This window comes from Hazenella coriacea, from assembly GCF_004341825.1.
GTDB classification, from domain to species: Bacteria; Bacillota; Bacilli; order Thermoactinomycetales; family Thermoactinomycetaceae; genus Hazenella; species Hazenella coriacea.
This window is the reverse complement of the sequence record NZ_SMAG01000003.1, coordinates 1-16731: the sequence shown is the minus strand read 5'-3', so window position 1 is coordinate 16731 and position 16731 is coordinate 1. Positions and strand designations below refer to the sequence as shown.

The window sequence follows — 16731 nt, the reverse complement described above, 5'->3', positions numbered from 1 at the left end:
ACCGAGGAGGGGGTTTCCATGCCTACACATCTGATAGATACCATTGACTTAAGTAAGACAGAATTAGAAGAGATATTAGAGCGAGCAGCCTATTGGGAAGCAAACTTAGATCAGCCTCAACCCCTACAAGGGAAATTTGTCGCCAACCTTTTCTTTGAGCCCAGTACACGAACCCGCTTCTCCTTTGAAGTGGCAGAGAAAAGATTAGGTATGCAAGTGTTAAACTTTCAAACAGCGGTTTCCAGTACCACTAAAGGTGAATCTTTGATCGATACAGTTAAAACATTGGAGGCGATCGGTGTTGAAGCAATTGTGATCAGACATCGAGAACCTCAAGAGATCAAAGAGTTATTTAATCACTCACTACAATGTGCAGTCATTAATGCGGGGGCGGGTAAATGGGCCCACCCCACGCAAGCCCTTTTAGATCTATATACAATCAAAAAATATTTTGGTAACTGCCAAGGCCTTTGTGTGGCAATTGTCGGTGATATCTCTCATAGCCGAGTAGTCCGATCTAATTTATGGTCATTAAGAGCGTTTGGCATAGATGTTATTCTAAGTGGCCCACCTAGTATGCGTGATCTTGAATGTGAACAATTGGCTCCTTATGTACCCATGGATGAGGCGATTCGCCAAGCAGATGTAGTCATGATGTTACGGGTGCAACTTGAGCGTCATGATCAACAGCTATTTCAAGGTGCAGATGATTATTTAAGTCAATACGGACTGACAACAGAACGATTGCAAGTAATGAAACCTGAGTCGATCATCATGCATCCGGCCCCAGTTAATCGAGGCGTAGAAATCGCACATGATTTGGTAGAGCACCCCAAATCTAAAATTTTCGAGCAAATGTCTAATGGTGTATTTATACGTATGGCTGTTTTAGAACGAGCTTTTGGAGGGATCATAAATGCTTAGACTATTAAAAAATGGAATCGTGTTTGATTCTAGTACTCAACAACTTAGGAAACAGGATCTTTTAATTGAAGACAATATCATTCGTGAGATTGGTGAAGATCTCTCGCATTCAGATGCAGTTGTGATTGATGTAGATGAAAGATTGATCATTCCAGGGTTGATAGACCCACATGTACACTTACGTGAACCAGGTTTCGAACAGAAAGAAACCATCGAGACAGGGACTCGTGCGGCGGCTCGTGGTGGATATACTACCATTGCTTGTATGCCTAATACACGTCCAGTGATCGATACAGTAGAAGCTGTTGAAGTTGTGCAAGTACAAGCAGAAAAAGCCGGTTTTGCTAGAGTGATTCCTTATGCAGCGATGACAATTCGTCAACTGGGACGAGAATTGACAGATATGCATGCATTAAAAAAAGCGGGGATCTTTGCTGTCTCTGATGATGGTGTAGGGGTACAAAGTAGTCGCATGATGAAAGAAGCTATGCAATTGGCCAAGCGAGAGGGGTTGTCAGTGGTAGCTCATTGTGAGGATGATACTTTGGCTAAAGGTGGTTGTGTTCACGAAGGAGTGTTTGCTGAGAAATATGGTCTACAAGGGATTCCAAATTCAGCGGAATCAATACATGTTGGTAGGGATATTCTCCTAGCGGAAGAAGTGGGTGTTCATTATCATGTCTGTCACATCAGTACAGAACAATCAGTTCGCTTAGTGCGTGAAGCAAAGGCTAGAGGACAACAGGTAACGACTGAAGTTTCTCCACATCATTTATTACTCTGTGATGAAGATATCCCAGGTCCTAATGCTTTATGGAAAATGAATCCACCCCTCCGTTCTCGACAAGATCAATCGGCTTTGATTGCGGGATTAAAGGACGGAACGATTGATATGATAGCAACTGACCATGCTCCTCACACCCTTGAAGAAAAATCAGTAGGGATGGAACGCGCACCATTTGGCATTGTTGGATTGGAAACGGCTTTTCCTCTTCTATACACACACCTTGTTTTAAAAGGAATTCTTTCTTTGACTGACTTAGTTGATAAAATGACTAGAAAACCAGCTGAAATCTTTGGATTACCCTATGGGAAATTAGAAGTAGGTCATGTCGCTGACTTAACAGTGATCGATTTGGAACAAGAGCGGGATATTGATCCAGACACCTTCCTCTCTAAAGGAAAAAATACACCTTTTACTGGTTGGAAAGTGAAAGGATGGCCAGTTCTTACGATATGGAACGGGAAAATAACTTGGCAAGACTCTAAAGTATGGGGATCGATTGATTTAGAGCGAGTGGAGGGGATTTGATGAAAGCCAGACTATTACTTGAAGATGGAACATTATTTACAGGACTTTCGTTTGGATCTGAAGGCTCTTCGATCGGAGAAGTTGTCTTTAATACGAGTATGACGGGGTACCAAGAAATTTTAACCGACCCTTCTTATTGTGGGCAAATGATTACCATGACCTATCCATTGATCGGAAACTATGGGTTAACTCGAGACGATTACGAATCATTACGTCCTTATGCTCATGGACTGATTGTTCGCGAATATGCAGAATATGCGAGTAACTGGCGGAACGAAAAAAGTATTTCCACCTTTTTAAAAGAGTTTGGAATTCTAGGGATTTCTGGGATTGATACACGCATGTTAACACGGAAAATTAGGAACCAGGGAACGATGAAGGGAATCATTACGACAGGCGATGAGCCTTTAGCTGAATTAAAAGAGCGGCTTACCCACCCTCTCCCTCAAGATCAAGTTCAAAGAGTAAGTACAAAAAGTATTCATATCTCGCCGAACTATGGAAAAAGAGTGGTCTTAATTGACTTTGGAGCTAAACATAATATTCAACGAGAACTCTTTGAGCGAAATTGTGAAGTGATCTCAGTTCCTCCCTATACTTCAGCGGAAGAGATCTTACGTTTTAACCCTGATGGGGTGATCCTTTCTAATGGTCCCGGAAACCCAAAAGATCTTCCTGAGGCCGTTGCCACTATTCAAAAGTTGCTGGGTAAAGTTCCTATGTTCGGAATCTCTTTGGGACATCAGTTATTTGCACTTGCATGTGGGGCTGATACAGCACAAATGAAATTTGGTCATCATGGTAATCAACCTGTCCAAGAATTATTGACTGGAAAAACAGTGATAACTTCGCAAAACCACGGATATATGGTACCAAGAGACTCTGTTCCAGAAGAATTACTTACGATTACTCATATAGCCATCAACGGTGGAACGATTGAAGGGTTAGAGCATTGCGAGCACCCTGCCTTTACCGTTCAATTTCAACCAGAATCCGCTCCAGGTCCTCTTGATTCTGGATATATCTTTGATCGATTCATCAAGCTTATGGATTCATTTAATCGGAAGGGAGTAGTTATTCATGCCTAAAGACCCTAGTCTAAATAAAATTCTCGTCATTGGCTCTGGTCCCATCGTCATCGGTCAAGCGGCAGAATTTGATTATGCAGGTACTCAAGCCTGTCGTGCTTTGAAAGAAGAAGGAATCGAAGTGGTTCTTGTTAACAGTAACCCTGCTACGATTATGACAGATACCCATATAGCGGATCGCGTTTACATTGAACCGCTTACTCCCGAATTTATAACCCAAGTGATTCGCAAAGAGCGTCCTGATGGCTTACTCCCTACCTTGGGAGGTCAAACGGGCCTAAATTTAGCGGTAGAATTAGCGAAACAAGGTGTTTTGGAAAGAGAAGGAGTTCGTCTATTAGGAACTGATTTACGAGCTATTACCTGTGCTGAAGATCGTGATCAATTTCGTAACCTGATGAGAGAAATTGGCGAACCAACCCCCAACAGTGAAATTGTGCATACCGTTGAAGAAGCAGTATCTTTTGCTGAGCAAAACGGCTACCCAGTTATTGTCCGACCCGCATATACCTTAGGTGGAACGGGTGGCGGAATCGCACAAAGTCAAGCAGAACTACGTGAGATTGTCGAAAATGGATTGCGATACAGTCCAATTACACAATGTTTGATTGAGCAAAGTATTGCTGGATTTAAAGAGATTGAATACGAAGTGATGCGTGATGCCAAGGATCATAGTATCGTTGTCTGCAATATGGAAAACTTTGATCCCGTTGGCGTTCATACAGGAGATAGTATCGTTTTTGCACCTAGTCAAACCTTGTCAGATCGTGAATATCATCTCCTTCGTTCTTCCGCACTTAAGATTATTCGAGCATTAGATATTCGTGGTGGTTGTAATGTTCAGTTTGCCCTTGATCCCCATAGCTTTGACTATCATGTGATCGAAGTAAACCCACGTGTAAGCCGTTCTAGTGCACTTGCTTCCAAAGCGACAGGCTATCCCATTGCTCGGATCGCAGCTAAAATTGCTATTGGCTATCATCTCGATGAAATTGATAATCCCGTCACGGGCGAAACGGTCGCTTGTTTTGAACCGACGATTGACTATGTAGTGACCAAGATTCCCCGTTGGCCTTTTGATAAATTTGTTTCAGCTAATCGCAAATTAGGAACGCAAATGAAAGCGACCGGAGAAGTGATGGCGTTAGGTAGAACCATAGAAGAATCTCTATTAAAGGCGATCCGCTCTCTAGAGATTGGAGTGGATCATCTGTTCTTAAATGAAGCCACACAACTGTCCACAGAGGAATTAGCCCATCGGATCGAACATGTGGATGATGAACGGATTTTCCTACTCGCAGAGTGGTTTCGACGGGGATATGATTTAGAAACGGTTTACCAGCTAACGAAGATCGACCGTTTCTTCTTGTATAAGATTGCTAAAATTATTCAATTAGAGAAAACAATAGAGCAAACAGATAGCCTTTCTGATGAACTTTTACTTCAAGCAAAACGGATGGGCTTTACGGATTACACCATCAGTCGTTTAAGTGGTAGCAAAGAAAAAGAGGTCAAAAAGCAAAGAATCGAAGCAGGGATTCAACCTGTATACAAAATGGTAGATACTTGTGCCGCAGAGTTTGAAGCGAAAACTCCTTATTACTATTCTACTTATGAACAGGAAGATGAGGTGGTACAAACGGATCGCCCCAAGGTACTTGTGTTGGGGTCCGGACCGATCAGGATCGGGCAAGGGGTTGAATTTGATTATGCAACCGTTCATGCGATCTGGGCGATTCAACAAGCAGGTTATGAAGCGATCATTATTAATAACAATCCTGAGACAGTATCGACGGACTTTAATACATCTGATCGCTTATACTTTGAACCTCTCTATCGTGAAGAAGTGATGAATATCATCGAAAAAGAGAAGCCGATCGGTGTGATTGTCCAGTTTGGTGGACAAACGGCTCTTAATCTAGCTCGCGATCTGAAAGAAGAAGGCATTAAGATTTTAGGAACTTCTCTAGAGGAGATTGACCGTGCTGAAGATCGTAAGAAGTTTGAACAACTGTTAAGCGAAACTCATATTGCTCAGCCACCTGGTCAGGGAGTCACTTCTATGGAGTCGGCTGTAGAAACGGCGACACGATTAGGTTATCCCGTATTGGTACGTCCATCGTACGTACTAGGGGGTAGAGCGATGGAAATTGTTTATAGTGAGAAAGAATTACGTTCCTATATGCAAGAGGCAGTCAAGGTGAATCCAGATCAACCAGTTCTCATTGATCGTTATTTGTTGGGAAAAGAGTTAGAAGTAGATGCGATCTGTGATGGAGAAGATGTGCTAATTCCAGGGATTATGGAACATATCGAACGGGCTGGTGTGCACTCAGGAGACTCCATCGCTGTCTATCCACCACAATTTATTACTGAAGCACAAAAGAAAGAATTAGTTGAGATCACTACGAAAATCGCAAAAGCTTTGCAAACAAAAGGGTTAATCAATATCCAGTTTGTCCTGTATAAAGGTGAAATGTTTGTACTAGAAGTGAATCCCCGGGCTTCAAGAACCGTTCCATTTCTCAGTAAAGTGACGGGAATTCCAATGGCTCAAGTGGCTACCCAGATCATGTTAGGTAAAAGCTTGAAAGAACAAGGGTACATGGGAGGATTGTGGTCGGAGACGGAAGAAGTTGCTGTGAAAGTTCCTGTCTTCTCTTTTGCTAAACTGCGTCGAGTTGACATCACTTTAGGTCCTGAGATGAAGTCGACTGGAGAGGTAATGGGGCGTGATCGGGACTATGCTCGTGCCGTATACAAAGGCTTGATTGCTGCTGGAATCTCCTTACCACGATTTGGGACAGTCGTAGCCACGATTGGCGACAAAGAAAAGCAAGAAGCCATTCCATTTATGCAACGATTCCACCAGTTGGGGTACCGCATTGTTGCTACAGAGGGAACAGCTCAGATTTTACGAGAAGTTGGATTACCCGTCGAACAGGTGAACAAGCTGAAAGATGGTTCACCTCATATTCTCGATTTGATTCGTCAAGGAGAAGCGGATCTTGTGGTAAACACTTGGACTCGTGGAAAAACACCAGAACGGGATGGTTTTCGCATACGACGCGAGGCTGTAGAGCATGGGATTGCTTGTTTAACATCTTTAGATACGGTGGAAGCATTATTGACCACCTTGGAATCGATTCATCTGACGGCTGAACCATTGGCTTCTCCAACAGCTACCCAAAGATCATCGAGCTCATACTAATCCTATGGAGGGAAATTATATGTCAAAGACCACTACGGAACACCCGATCATCATAGCCCTCGACTTTCCGGGGGCCCCTCAAGCTGAGATCTTTTTAAACCATTGGGACAAAAATGAAGCGAAGCCTTTTATTAAAATTGGTTATCAACTCTTTTTTCAAGTGGGTCCTTCCTGGGTAGCAAAGCGAAAAGAAGAAGGGTATTCTATCTTTCTAGATCTAAAGTTACACGATATCCCCAATACAGTAGCGAAAGGAGTAGAGTCACTCAGCCGTTTAGGTGTTGACTTCCTCACCGTTCATGCTGGTGGGGGTCAGGCAATGATGCAAAAAGCGGTTGAAGCGGCGATTCCTTCAGCAGGATCTCCGATGAAAATCTTAGGTGTCACCCAGCTCACCAGTACAGATCAACAAGTTCTCAATAAGGAAATCGGCATTCAAGGAAGCATGGAAGAGACAGTCATTCGATACGCACAATTAGCCTATCAATCGGGAGTTCATGGAGTCATCTGTTCAGGGCAGGAAGTAAAGATGGTTAAACAATCAACTGCTCCGTCATTTCTAGCTGTGACTCCAGGGATTCGTCTGATTGGTAGCGACACGCAAGATCAGAAACGGGTCGTAACCCCCCGATCAGCCATCGAAGCAGGAGCTGACTATTTGGTCATGGGTCGACCGATTACTCAACAGAAAGACCCAAGACAAGCCTATGAAAACATTTTAAATGAAATCAGACATGCGAGGAGAGAACAATAGATATGACACAGTCTTGGAATATCTTAGAAGCGTTAGAGAGAACTTGTGTTTTAAAGGAAGGTCATTTTCTCTTGTCCTCAGGGCGTCATAGCAGACAATATATGCAATGTGCACAATTATTACAACATCCCCAAGAAGCAGAAGAAGCAGGAAAAGCAGTAGCTGCTTTGTTCCAAGATGAATCTATCGATGTGGTTGTCGGTCCAGCATTGGGCGGAGTGATTATCGCTTATGAAGTTGCACGGGCTTTGGGGGTTCGTAATATTTTTGCGGAACGTAAGGATGGGAAGATGGAGTTGCGACGTGGTTTCTCCGTCGAACCTCATGAACGAATTTTAGTCGTTGAAGATGTAGTCACAACGGGTGGCTCTGTGCTAGAAGTGATCCGTTTATTAGAACAGGAAGGTGCAAAAAATATCGTTGGGGTAGGTTCAATCGTGGATCGCAGTGGGGGAAATCATCCATTTCAAGTTCCCTATCGCGCTTTAATACCCATGGATATTATTAGTTACCCTGCCACGGAATGTCTATTATGTCATGAAGGAAAGCCGCTCGTAAAGCCTGGAAGTCGTAAAAGTGTGGCTGGAAAGTAAAAGTTATTCATAAATAAGTCCCCCTTTCATCATGGATCAAAGGGGGACTCTTTTATTTGTCAGGATGAACAGGCTTAAATTTACGGGATAGTTGTGTATCAACATACTCTTTCCAGATCTGTTTTGCGCATTCGGGGGAGCAGATGGGAGTTTCAAAACTAATCTCCACATAGTGTGCTTCTTTACCGCAATATGCACAAGGTTCTACTTTAGTGATCGGGATCAGTAGATTTTCTGCATGGTGGGGATGGCTCATGATTGATTTCCCTCCTTGCTTAGTTCGTGTGAATATAGAGAGGAAAGGTTTTACATTATAAGAATAACATAACTTTATATGAGCCGTTACCCGTTTCCATTACAAAAAAATGTCTAATTTTAAGTCCTAAAGGTGGATGTTGGATCTTCTCTTCTTCGGAAGGGAAAAGCTCAAGAAGGGCGAAGATCGAGCTTTAGATCTCTGAAAGTAGGTAATCAATCTCTCATCAACAAAACAGATTATCATTCCATTTATAAAGAAATCTTAGTTTTTATAGTGAATAAATGGAAAGTTGATCTAGAGAAGCAAACCTAATGAGACTTTAATGATCCTTTGCTTGGAGTTTTTGAGAGATCTCTTTAATTTGTTCAAGATGACGTTGTTCATGTAAGGCAATGAACTCAATCCATTGACTTAAGGTAAGTAGTCCAAAAGCCTGATGGCGTTGAGCTTTTTTCTGTATCTGTTCGGGACCTAAACGATGGGCAATCTCTAGTAATTGTTGGCGAGATTGATCTAACTTAGATTTTAAGGAGTTTAATGATTGAAATTCAAATTTAGACACAAAGGTATCTCCTGCAGGAACCTTGATGGAGCGATCCAAAATAAAATCAAGTGGCTTTGGAACGAAAGAAGCATCCACCTCTTCATAATCCTCATTAGATAGTTGACCAACGATCGCTTGTTCAACAAGATAAAGATGATCTAACACTTGAGCAATGGTCCATTGATCGTGCCCAACTGATTGATTAATCATTTCATCACTTAGTGGTAAAATAATTTCCCATATATCTTGGCGAACTTGATCGAGATCCATCATATCAAAATCCTCCCTTTGATGTCCTTGTCATTTGTGTTCCAGTGACATTCTTCAATGAAGAAAACGCCATATTTTCTATCTACCTATTCTCTATGGATGATAAACTTCCTTCTCTCATAGATGGCATTCAATGAGGTTATGGATCCATTTAACAGGCGTTTTGTAAGAATTTTGCCTACATTAGGTGAGGGTTCTGCATTGGCGAATGCTTAAAATTTTTCCTGATTCGATTTTTTTGTATCGTAGTATAATGTACTCTACACCCTCCATTTCCCATAATCCGGGTGTATAAAACAGTAATTAGGAAGTAAACCACCTTTTGATAGAACTATCGGGAGATGGTTCTTTATTGTCGACTAACTTTTATCTGTGGATCGCAATAAAAGTTGGATTTGCGATTCATCTGGAGTAACATAAACGGTTTTTTGTTGTTCATAAATCACAAAACCGGGTCGAGCTCCTGATGGTTTTTTCACTTGTTTGATCAAAGTATAATCGACCGGAACTTGGCTAGATTCTCGTGCTTTACTAAAATAGGCGGCTAGCATCGCAGCTTCCATGAGTGTTTGTTCGCTATAGGCTTGGCTACGAATCACTACATGTGAACCAGGGATTTCTTTGGTATGTAGCCAAGTATCTTGAGAAGAAGCCAGTTGGTGAGTCAAGTAGTCATTTTGTTTATTATTTCTTCCTACCCAGATGGGTGTACCATCCGAAGAGAGTAGTTTGGTAGGTAAGGGTTTCTCTGCTTTTCTTCGCTTTTGCTTTTTAGAAGAAGGACGGAGCCAACCTTCCTCTTCTAACTCATCACGAATTTGTTCCACTTCACGTAACGAGGAGTTTTCTAATTGCACGAGAACGGATTCTAAATATTGAATTTCATGAAGGGCTTTGTCTATCTGCTCTTTATTCCACTTTTTTGCTGCTTTCAGTTTGTTATATTTCTTGAAATAACGCTGTGCATTGTCTGAAGGCGTGAGAAGTGGGTCTAGTGTGATGATAAGCTCTGGAGATTCAGGCTCATAATAGTTCACCACACTGACTTGTTGATCCCCCCGCTTAACTTGATGCAAGTAAGCAGTTAAAAGTTCTCCTTTGATTCGGTATTGATCTGCTTTGGAGGCATTGCTTAATTCTTTGCGTAGAATCTCTACTTTTTTTTCATTTTTATCGATCTCATTTTTCAACTTTTTGATCAAGTCATGAGTTTGTTGTCGAACACGATCTCTTTCCGCTTTTCCTTGAAAGTAAGTTTCCAAGCATTCACTCATGGATACAAACGACCGGCTTTCCCCATTGATATGTGTGAGAGGAAATGCCGAAAAATAACTTTTATTTTTTGTTTGAGTAATAGTAGGTTGATACTGGTGTTGTTGAATTTGTTGCATAAAATTGTGAAATGAGAGCCATAACTGATCCCGATCACCTAAGCCTGCATGGCTGATGATCTCTTTCGCATGTAATGGACCGATCCCGACGAAACGGTTCATTAACTGTTTCTCCAGTTGCCCCTGATTATAGTCAAACCCACCAATAAATTTTGTGGACTCCATTTCTAAAGGATTTTGTTTATTTTGAGCTGGTGGTTCTATATAACGAACTCCAGGTAAAACCTGTCGATATTGGCTCACTGCATAGCTTACACGGCGAATTCCATCGTAGATCGTACCTGACTCAGGATCGACGAGGATCAGATTACTGTGACGTCCCATAATTTCCACAATTAAACGTCTACTTACCTCATCGCCCAAGTCATTGCGGGTTCGAAAGTTAAAGTGAATGACCCGTTCCAAACCTACTTGTTCAATGGATTGGATAATGGCGCCTTCACCGTGTTTTCGCATTAACATACAAAACATAGGCGGCTCTTTCGGATTATCTTGGAGAAGATCAGTCAAATGTATCCTTGGATAAGCAGGATGGGCTGATAACAATAATTTATGATTGGTTCCTTGAGCACGGATATGAAATAACAGTTCGGCATCACTCAATTGATAAATTTTTGTGATCCGACCTCCCACTAAGGTTTGATTCAATTCGTGAACAATGGCTCGAGTAACAATTCCATCAAATGACATAAGGTTTTTTCATCCTTTTCTATCAACAGTAAATTCCAAGTGAACATACTAGTAATCATTAAAAACAAAAATACGTCTTCATTCTCTCTTTTACCATATTACCTTAAAAATAGCCCACTGCCTAAATATAATAAAACGCATCGTTAGTGATGTCGATCAGGCAATGAAACCTTAGTTCCTAGAGTGTTGGAGTTTAATAGGTTCTATCCTCCATCAGTCAGTAGCATCTCATCAATCTTTATGAGATTCCTGTACGAAAATCCATGAATCTCGCATGTTTGATAGCCTGTCTGAATACATTGGCTAAAGAGATGTGATAAAGGAGGAAGAAGATTGGGAGATTCAGCTCGTTGGGTCAATTGGGAAGGAGAAAAAGTTGCTTCTCATTTGAATGTAGATCCTACTACTGGCTTAGGTGAACGAGAAGCCTCTGAACGATTTAAGAAAACTGGACCCAATCAGTTATCGGAAGGCAAGAAGAATTCCCTTTTTTTTGTTTTTGTGGACCAGTTTAAAGATTTTATGGTACTTGTTTTGTTGGTAGCTACTTTGATCTCAGGCATACTTGGCGAATATACAGATGCGATTGCTATTATCGCCATTGTTTTGCTCAATGCCATATTAGGGTTTGTGCAGGAAGTGAGAGCTGAGCGTTCCTTAAGTGCATTAAAAAAATTGTCAGCACCTACTGCTAAAGTATTACGGGAAGGAAATTGGAATCGCATGACGGCTGATCAAGTGGTTCCTGGTGATATTGTTTTCATTGAGAGTGGAGATCGAATCCCCGCGGATGTTCGATTTATCAAAGCTGAGAGTTTATATATAGAAGAATCTGCATTAACAGGAGAATCATTACCTGTTAACAAAACGAGTCATGCATTACCATACTCGCAAGTTTCCTTAGGTGATCGTAAGAATATGGGTTATATGGGAACGATGGTTGTGAGAGGTTCAGGAATCGGCATTGTCGTACATACTGGAATGGCTACAGAGATGGGACGGATTGCTCATCTCATTCAAAGCACAGAGACGATGGAAACCCCTCTCCAACGAAGATTGGAACAACTGGGGAAAATATTAATAGTGGTTGCTTTGATCTTGACTGCTGTCGTGGTTGTAACGGGAATTTTGCATGGACAGGATGCCTATAACATGTTTTTGGCTGGAGTTAGTTTAGCGGTGGCAGCGATTCCAGAAGGATTACCAGCTATTGTCACAGTAGCTCTCGCACTTGGTGTACAACGAATGATTAAACGAAAAGCGATAGTACGAAAATTACCCTCTGTAGAAACGTTAGGCTGTGCCACAGTGATCTGTTCAGATAAAACAGGGACGTTGACACAAAATAAAATGACAGTCACGCATGTGTGGGCACAAGGAGATCTGATACAAGTATCGGGGACAGGCTACACTCCTGAAGGTCGATTTCGTCTGAATGAAAAGGAGATTCAACCTAATCAAGAACCTACTTTGCATCGCTTGTTAGAAATATGTGCGCTTTGTAATAACGCTCAATTAAAGTCCTCAGAAGGATCGAGTGGTCTGAAGAAAAAACAAGTTCAGTGGACGATGGATGGTGATCCTACCGAAGGCGCACTGCTAGTAGCTGCTGCTAAAGCAGGATTAACAACTCAATCACTTGCCCAGACATTTCAAAGAATCAAAGAAGTTCCTTTTGATTCAGAGAGAAAGATGATGTCTGTTATTGTTGAACAACCTAATGGGAAGCGGCTTTTGTTTAGTAAAGGAGCTCCTGATGTCCTTTTACAAAGGTGTACACAGATTTCTCTCCATGGTAGGATTCAAACTCTGACAGATGCGAAAAAGAAGGAAATATTGAGAGTCAATGATGAACTCGCAGGGGAAGCATTACGAAACCTAGCTTTTGCGTTTCGAGAGTTAGATCATCGACCTTCCTATCATGAGGATACACTAGAGCGTCAGCTTGTTTTTGTAGGACTAGCTGGTATGATTGATCCTCCAAGAGAAGAGGTCAAAGGTGCAATCAAAACTTGTCATCAAGCTGGCATCAAGACTGTAATGATTACAGGAGATCATCAAGCGACAGCAGTTGCAATCGCCTCAGAGTTAGGGATCAAACGTGTAAATGGTTTGACAGTCACGGGTCAAGATTTTTACAATATGAGCGATGAAGAATTTCAGAAAAAAGTAAATGAAATCGATGTATATGCTCGTGTGTCTCCCGAACATAAGCTTCGGATTGTTAAAACTTTACAAAAAGAAGGTCATGTCGTCGCTATGACTGGGGATGGTGTGAATGATGCACCGGCAATTAAAGCAGCCGATATTGGGATTGCCATGGGGATTACTGGAACCGATGTCTCCAAAGAAGCCTCTTCACTTGTCCTAGCCAATGATAACTTTGCCACCATCGTCTCAGCCATTGAAGAAGGACGAAGCATATATGATAACATTCGTAAGTTTATAAGCTATTTATTGGCTAGTAATGTGGGCGAAATTTTAATTATGTTTTTGGCGATGTTAGCAGGTTTACCGTTGCCATTAGTCCCTATACAAATCTTATGGGTTAACTTAGTGACAGATGGACTTCCTGCTATGGCTTTGGGAGTTGATCCTGCTGAAGAAAATTCGATGCATCGCCCGCCACGGAATAGCCGGGAAAGTGTGTTTGCCCGTGGTGTAGGTTGGAAAATTGTTACACGTGGACTTCTGATTGGTCTTTGCTCTTTAGCTGCTTTTTGGGTGACTTATAGTGAAGCCCCTGATGATTTAGTTCGAGCACAAACTGTTGCTTTTGCTACACTAGTCTTTGCCCAACTCATATATGTTTTTGATTGTCGTTGTAATGGCTCGATTTTTAGTCGGTCTCCGATAGAAAATATGCCACTGGTCCTTGCGGTCTTAATTTCTGCTTTGCTGTTACTTGTGGTTATTTACTATCCACCACTTCAACCGATTTTCCATACAGTTTCAGTGGGAATGCGGGAGTGGATTTTAATTATCGTAACTTCTACGTTCCCTGTACTGATTGCAGGATTGGTTGACCGTTTACAACCGAATCAAGAGGGTTTGAAAAAACCACTCACAGGAAACTGATGACAACAAAGGAGTTTTATCATCTATGAAATTCACAAAAATGCATGGTCTAGGAAATGACTTTATTCTGATTACTCAAGATCACCCACCAGAGGTCAAAGTAGCTTCAAAAATGGCGATTCAGTGGTGTAATCGCCATCAAGGAATTGGTGCTGATGGATTAGTCTTTTTGTATCCTACATCGGATGCTGATATTGCGATGCGAATTTTTAACGCAGATGGGACGCTAGCTGAACAGTGTGGAAATGCGATTCGTTGTGTTGCCAAATATTATTATGAACGTATTTCCAAGGAAAAAGAGACGATTTTAATTGAAACTAAAGTGGGGATTCAGCCTGTTTGGCTACACACTGAAAACGGAGTTGTTCAGCAAATCCGAGTAGATATGGGAGTTCCTAAGCTTAAAGCGGCTGAGATTCCAGTTCTAATCGAATCACAAGGAGAACCTGTTGTCTCACAGTCCATTACCATTAAGGATATGTCCTTTCAATTTACAGGTGTTTCGATGGGAAATCCGCATATTGTGATTCCTGTTTCTGATGCTAAAGCGTTTCCTGTACAGAAATGGGGACCTTTACTAGAAACTCACTCGTATTTTCCTCAAAAGACCAATGTGGAATTTGCTACTTATCATACTCCAAACGAAATTACTATGCGTGTCTGGGAGCGTGGGGTAGGAGAGACGCTTGCTTGTGGTTCAGGAGCTTGTGCCACTTTAGTCGCTGGAGTATTAACGGGTAAAAGTGATCGACGTGCGATTCTCCATTTAGCTGGAGGAGAACTTGAAATTGAATGGAATGTTGAGGATGATCATGTATATATGACTGGACCCGCTGCCTTTGTCTTTTCTGGTGAATGGATTGAAGGATTGAGATAGGTTCATAGAAAAAAGCAACAAGCTCTTGATTAAGTGAGCTTGTTGCTTTTCTAATTTATTTATCATTCCAGTGGAAAGAATCATTAGATTCTGATGTTGTGGAAGGAGAAGGTGTAGATTCCGTTGAATCTTGCGGTGAATTTATCTGGGAATTTAAGTTCATATGATTTTTCAGTTGGTTTTTCTTCTTTTTTCTTCTAATCATTAAAATGAGTATAACGACAAACAGGACAATGAAGAATAGGACTGCTACGATAATGATAATGCCCCAAGTAATGAAGTTAGGAACGGAGAGTACCAAGTGAATTGGGTTTTTCTCACCGGGTTTAATCTTCCATGTTAAGGTTTTTCCATCCTCAGAGACTTTGGTCGCATTATGTTCATCTGCTTCAATGGGGAGGGTGAGCATGAAGTTGAGATTGATCTGATCTAGTATCATTTGACCAAACTGCTGATTGAATGAATCGCCTTGATTTAGTAAGTCAGATAGATCAGCCTCTGTATCAATTGTAACTGTGGTAAAAAACAAACCTTCTTCAATCTTATAATCATCAGTTAACCCTTTTAGAGCTTGATGTTCATTAACATAAGTAGTTTCACTAGATGAAGCTACTCGTGATTCAAACCATTGGATTGCAGAGTTAGTCGTTTTTTGAAAGTCTTCCATAGGTGGCTCTTTCATTACATTATCTACTTTTTTGACCGCAATCCAACCCGTTTTTCCATCTTCATCAACGGGTTTGACTTCGTAATTCTCTTGTAACAGCTCTTGTTTCATTTCATTGAACTGAGATAGGACCATTTCATTTGCTAAAACCTTGACTTCATATTCTCCAGACCCATCCCAGTTGACCTTCACATGCATATGTGCATCAACACATCCACTTAATAACATTACGATAAATAAAGACAACAAGATGACTTTAGCCTTTTTCCATTTAAACATTTCAGCGTCTCCTTTAGGATATATTTAGTTTATTGAATGCACTAACTTTTACAAAATAAAAGTATAGGTAAATATACTTTTTTTATATGATTTATAGGTGCTTAGAGTGGCGCAGATCATCGAAGTGAATTGATAGTTGAATGGTATGATAGGTTTCTAGTAGGAAATAATCGGACTGTGTAATGATCTTTACAAGGGGTTTAGTCTATGTATAGAGCAATTACTCTTGAATTATGGTCATAGTTTTATGCTAGAGAAAACGGAATCGATACAATTTCAATAGTGATATAGCTTGATCATTGTAAAAGTGTAAATCTTCTTGCTTTCCCCTTTTCTAGAAAATTATTTATTTATTCTATCATAATAGGGATAGGTGTAAAAGATAAAATTGTAGGTATGTGGTTAGCTGATCGATGCACTCCTAACAGTTGGGTATTCCAATACTACTATCATATAATATATATATATGTATTTTTTTCTTGGATTTTTGTAAAAACACCATTGACTTCGATTTGATATAATGATATTATTCTATTTGTCGCCACGAAATGGTGATGAAAAAAGAGATTCATATAAAAGTGTTCCTTGAAAACTAAAGAGTGAAACCATGACCTGTTAATTTTTTGAGAGCATAGAATCAAACAACCATTCCCTCATAGAGGGCAAGTACTTCTAAGCTGGTCGCTAAGAAGTACTATGCTTGGAGAGTTTGATCCTGGCTCAGGACGAACGCTGGCGGCGTGCCTAATACATGCAAGTCGAGCGGGGAGCTTCGGCTCCTAGCGGCGAACGGG

General features: G+C 41.1%; 12 protein-coding genes and 1 rRNA gene. 9 read left to right on the top strand and 4 right to left on the bottom strand.

The features are described from left to right. The first annotated feature begins 18 nt into the window (after window positions 1-18). The 6 genes from EDD58_RS06190 to pyrE are packed head-to-tail and all read left to right on the top strand — an operon-like array spanning window position 19 to window position 7882. On the top strand, window positions 19-924 hold the full coding sequence (locus EDD58_RS06190) for an aspartate carbamoyltransferase catalytic subunit (protein WP_131923997.1): 906 nt from the start codon (window positions 19-21) through the stop codon (window positions 922-924). Then, window positions 917-2236, top strand: coding sequence for a dihydroorotase (locus tag EDD58_RS06185; RefSeq protein ID WP_131923996.1), 1320 nt, complete (start codon window positions 917-919; stop codon window positions 2234-2236). The genes EDD58_RS06190 and EDD58_RS06185 overlap by 8 nt, the downstream gene beginning before the upstream one ends. Continuing rightward, a complete protein-coding gene (locus EDD58_RS06180; RefSeq protein WP_131923995.1) occupies window positions 2236-3324 on the top strand; it encodes a carbamoyl phosphate synthase small subunit in 1089 nt (362 codons plus the stop codon). Before EDD58_RS06185 ends, EDD58_RS06180 begins: the two co-directional genes overlap by 1 nt. Continuing rightward, window positions 3317-6535, top strand: coding sequence for a carbamoyl-phosphate synthase large subunit (gene carB, locus EDD58_RS06175; protein WP_131923994.1), 3219 nt, complete (start codon window positions 3317-3319; stop codon window positions 6533-6535). The genes EDD58_RS06180 and carB overlap by 8 nt, the downstream gene beginning before the upstream one ends. Window positions 6536-6554: 19 nt before the next feature. Continuing rightward, a complete protein-coding gene (pyrF, locus tag EDD58_RS06170; RefSeq protein ID WP_131923993.1) occupies window positions 6555-7289 on the top strand; it encodes an orotidine-5'-phosphate decarboxylase in 735 nt (244 codons plus the stop codon). 2 nt (window positions 7290-7291) lie between these two features. After that, window positions 7292-7882, top strand: a complete 591-nt coding sequence (gene pyrE / locus EDD58_RS06165) for an orotate phosphoribosyltransferase (protein WP_131923992.1) — start codon at window positions 7292-7294, stop codon at window positions 7880-7882. A gap of 52 nt (window positions 7883-7934) precedes the next feature. Here pyrE and EDD58_RS06160 read toward each other — a convergent pair whose 3' ends face one another. The 3 genes from EDD58_RS06160 to EDD58_RS06150 form a co-directional block, all read right to left on the bottom strand. Further along, on the bottom strand, window positions 7935-8138 hold the full coding sequence (locus EDD58_RS06160; protein WP_131923991.1) for a hypothetical protein: 204 nt from the start codon (window positions 8136-8138) through the stop codon (window positions 7935-7937). 322 nt (window positions 8139-8460) lie between these two features. After that, complete coding sequence (locus EDD58_RS06155) at window positions 8461-8955, bottom strand: DinB family protein (RefSeq protein WP_165875836.1); 495 nt, start codon at window positions 8953-8955, stop codon at window positions 8461-8463. 359 nt (window positions 8956-9314) lie between these two features. Beyond that, a complete protein-coding gene (locus EDD58_RS06150; RefSeq protein WP_131923989.1) occupies window positions 9315-11036 on the bottom strand; it encodes an Rqc2 family fibronectin-binding protein in 1722 nt (573 codons plus the stop codon). Window positions 11037-11369: 333 nt separating this feature from the next. Here EDD58_RS06150 and EDD58_RS06145 point away from each other — a divergent pair, with 333 nt between their 5' ends. Together EDD58_RS06145 and dapF are read left to right on the top strand one after the other, a co-directional pair. Next, window positions 11370-14114 (top strand): calcium-transporting P-type ATPase, PMR1-type, encoded by a 2745-nt coding sequence (locus EDD58_RS06145; protein ID WP_131923988.1) that lies wholly within the window; start codon window positions 11370-11372, stop codon window positions 14112-14114. A 25-nt stretch (window positions 14115-14139) separates the two neighbouring features. Next, on the top strand, window positions 14140-14991 hold the full coding sequence (gene dapF, locus EDD58_RS06140; protein ID WP_131923987.1) for a diaminopimelate epimerase: 852 nt from the start codon (window positions 14140-14142) through the stop codon (window positions 14989-14991). A gap of 55 nt (window positions 14992-15046) precedes the next feature. On the opposite strand, the gene EDD58_RS06135 is transcribed toward dapF, so the two are convergent. Next, window positions 15047-15937, bottom strand: a complete 891-nt coding sequence (locus EDD58_RS06135) for a DUF3153 domain-containing protein (RefSeq protein WP_131923986.1) — start codon at window positions 15935-15937, stop codon at window positions 15047-15049. A gap of 697 nt (window positions 15938-16634) precedes the next feature. Between EDD58_RS06135 and EDD58_RS06130 the strand changes: the two genes are divergently transcribed. Then, a 16S ribosomal RNA gene (locus EDD58_RS06130) occupies window positions 16635-16731 on the top strand; the annotation flags it as partial.

Coding starts and splice junctions, on each gene's coding strand:
- EDD58_RS06155 (WP_165875836.1), bottom strand. CDS start 8,955: ATGGATCTCGATCAAGTTCGCCAAGATATATGGGAAATTATTTTACCA.
- EDD58_RS06190 (WP_131923997.1), top strand. CDS start 19: ATGCCTACACATCTGATAGATACCATTGACTTAAGTAAGACAGAATTA.
- EDD58_RS06135 (WP_131923986.1), bottom strand. CDS start 15,937: ATGTTTAAATGGAAAAAGGCTAAAGTCATCTTGTTGTCTTTATTTATC.
- carB (WP_131923994.1), top strand. CDS start 3,317: ATGCCTAAAGACCCTAGTCTAAATAAAATTCTCGTCATTGGCTCTGGT.
- pyrF (WP_131923993.1), top strand. CDS start 6,555: ATGTCAAAGACCACTACGGAACACCCGATCATCATAGCCCTCGACTTT.
- EDD58_RS06150 (WP_131923989.1), bottom strand. CDS start 11,036: ATGTCATTTGATGGAATTGTTACTCGAGCCATTGTTCACGAATTGAAT.
- EDD58_RS06160 (WP_131923991.1), bottom strand. CDS start 8,138: ATGAGCCATCCCCACCATGCAGAAAATCTACTGATCCCGATCACTAAA.
- pyrE (WP_131923992.1), top strand. CDS start 7,292: ATGACACAGTCTTGGAATATCTTAGAAGCGTTAGAGAGAACTTGTGTT.
- EDD58_RS06180 (WP_131923995.1), top strand. CDS start 2,236: ATGAAAGCCAGACTATTACTTGAAGATGGAACATTATTTACAGGACTT.
- EDD58_RS06185 (WP_131923996.1), top strand. CDS start 917: ATGCTTAGACTATTAAAAAATGGAATCGTGTTTGATTCTAGTACTCAA.
- dapF (WP_131923987.1), top strand. CDS start 14,140: ATGAAATTCACAAAAATGCATGGTCTAGGAAATGACTTTATTCTGATT.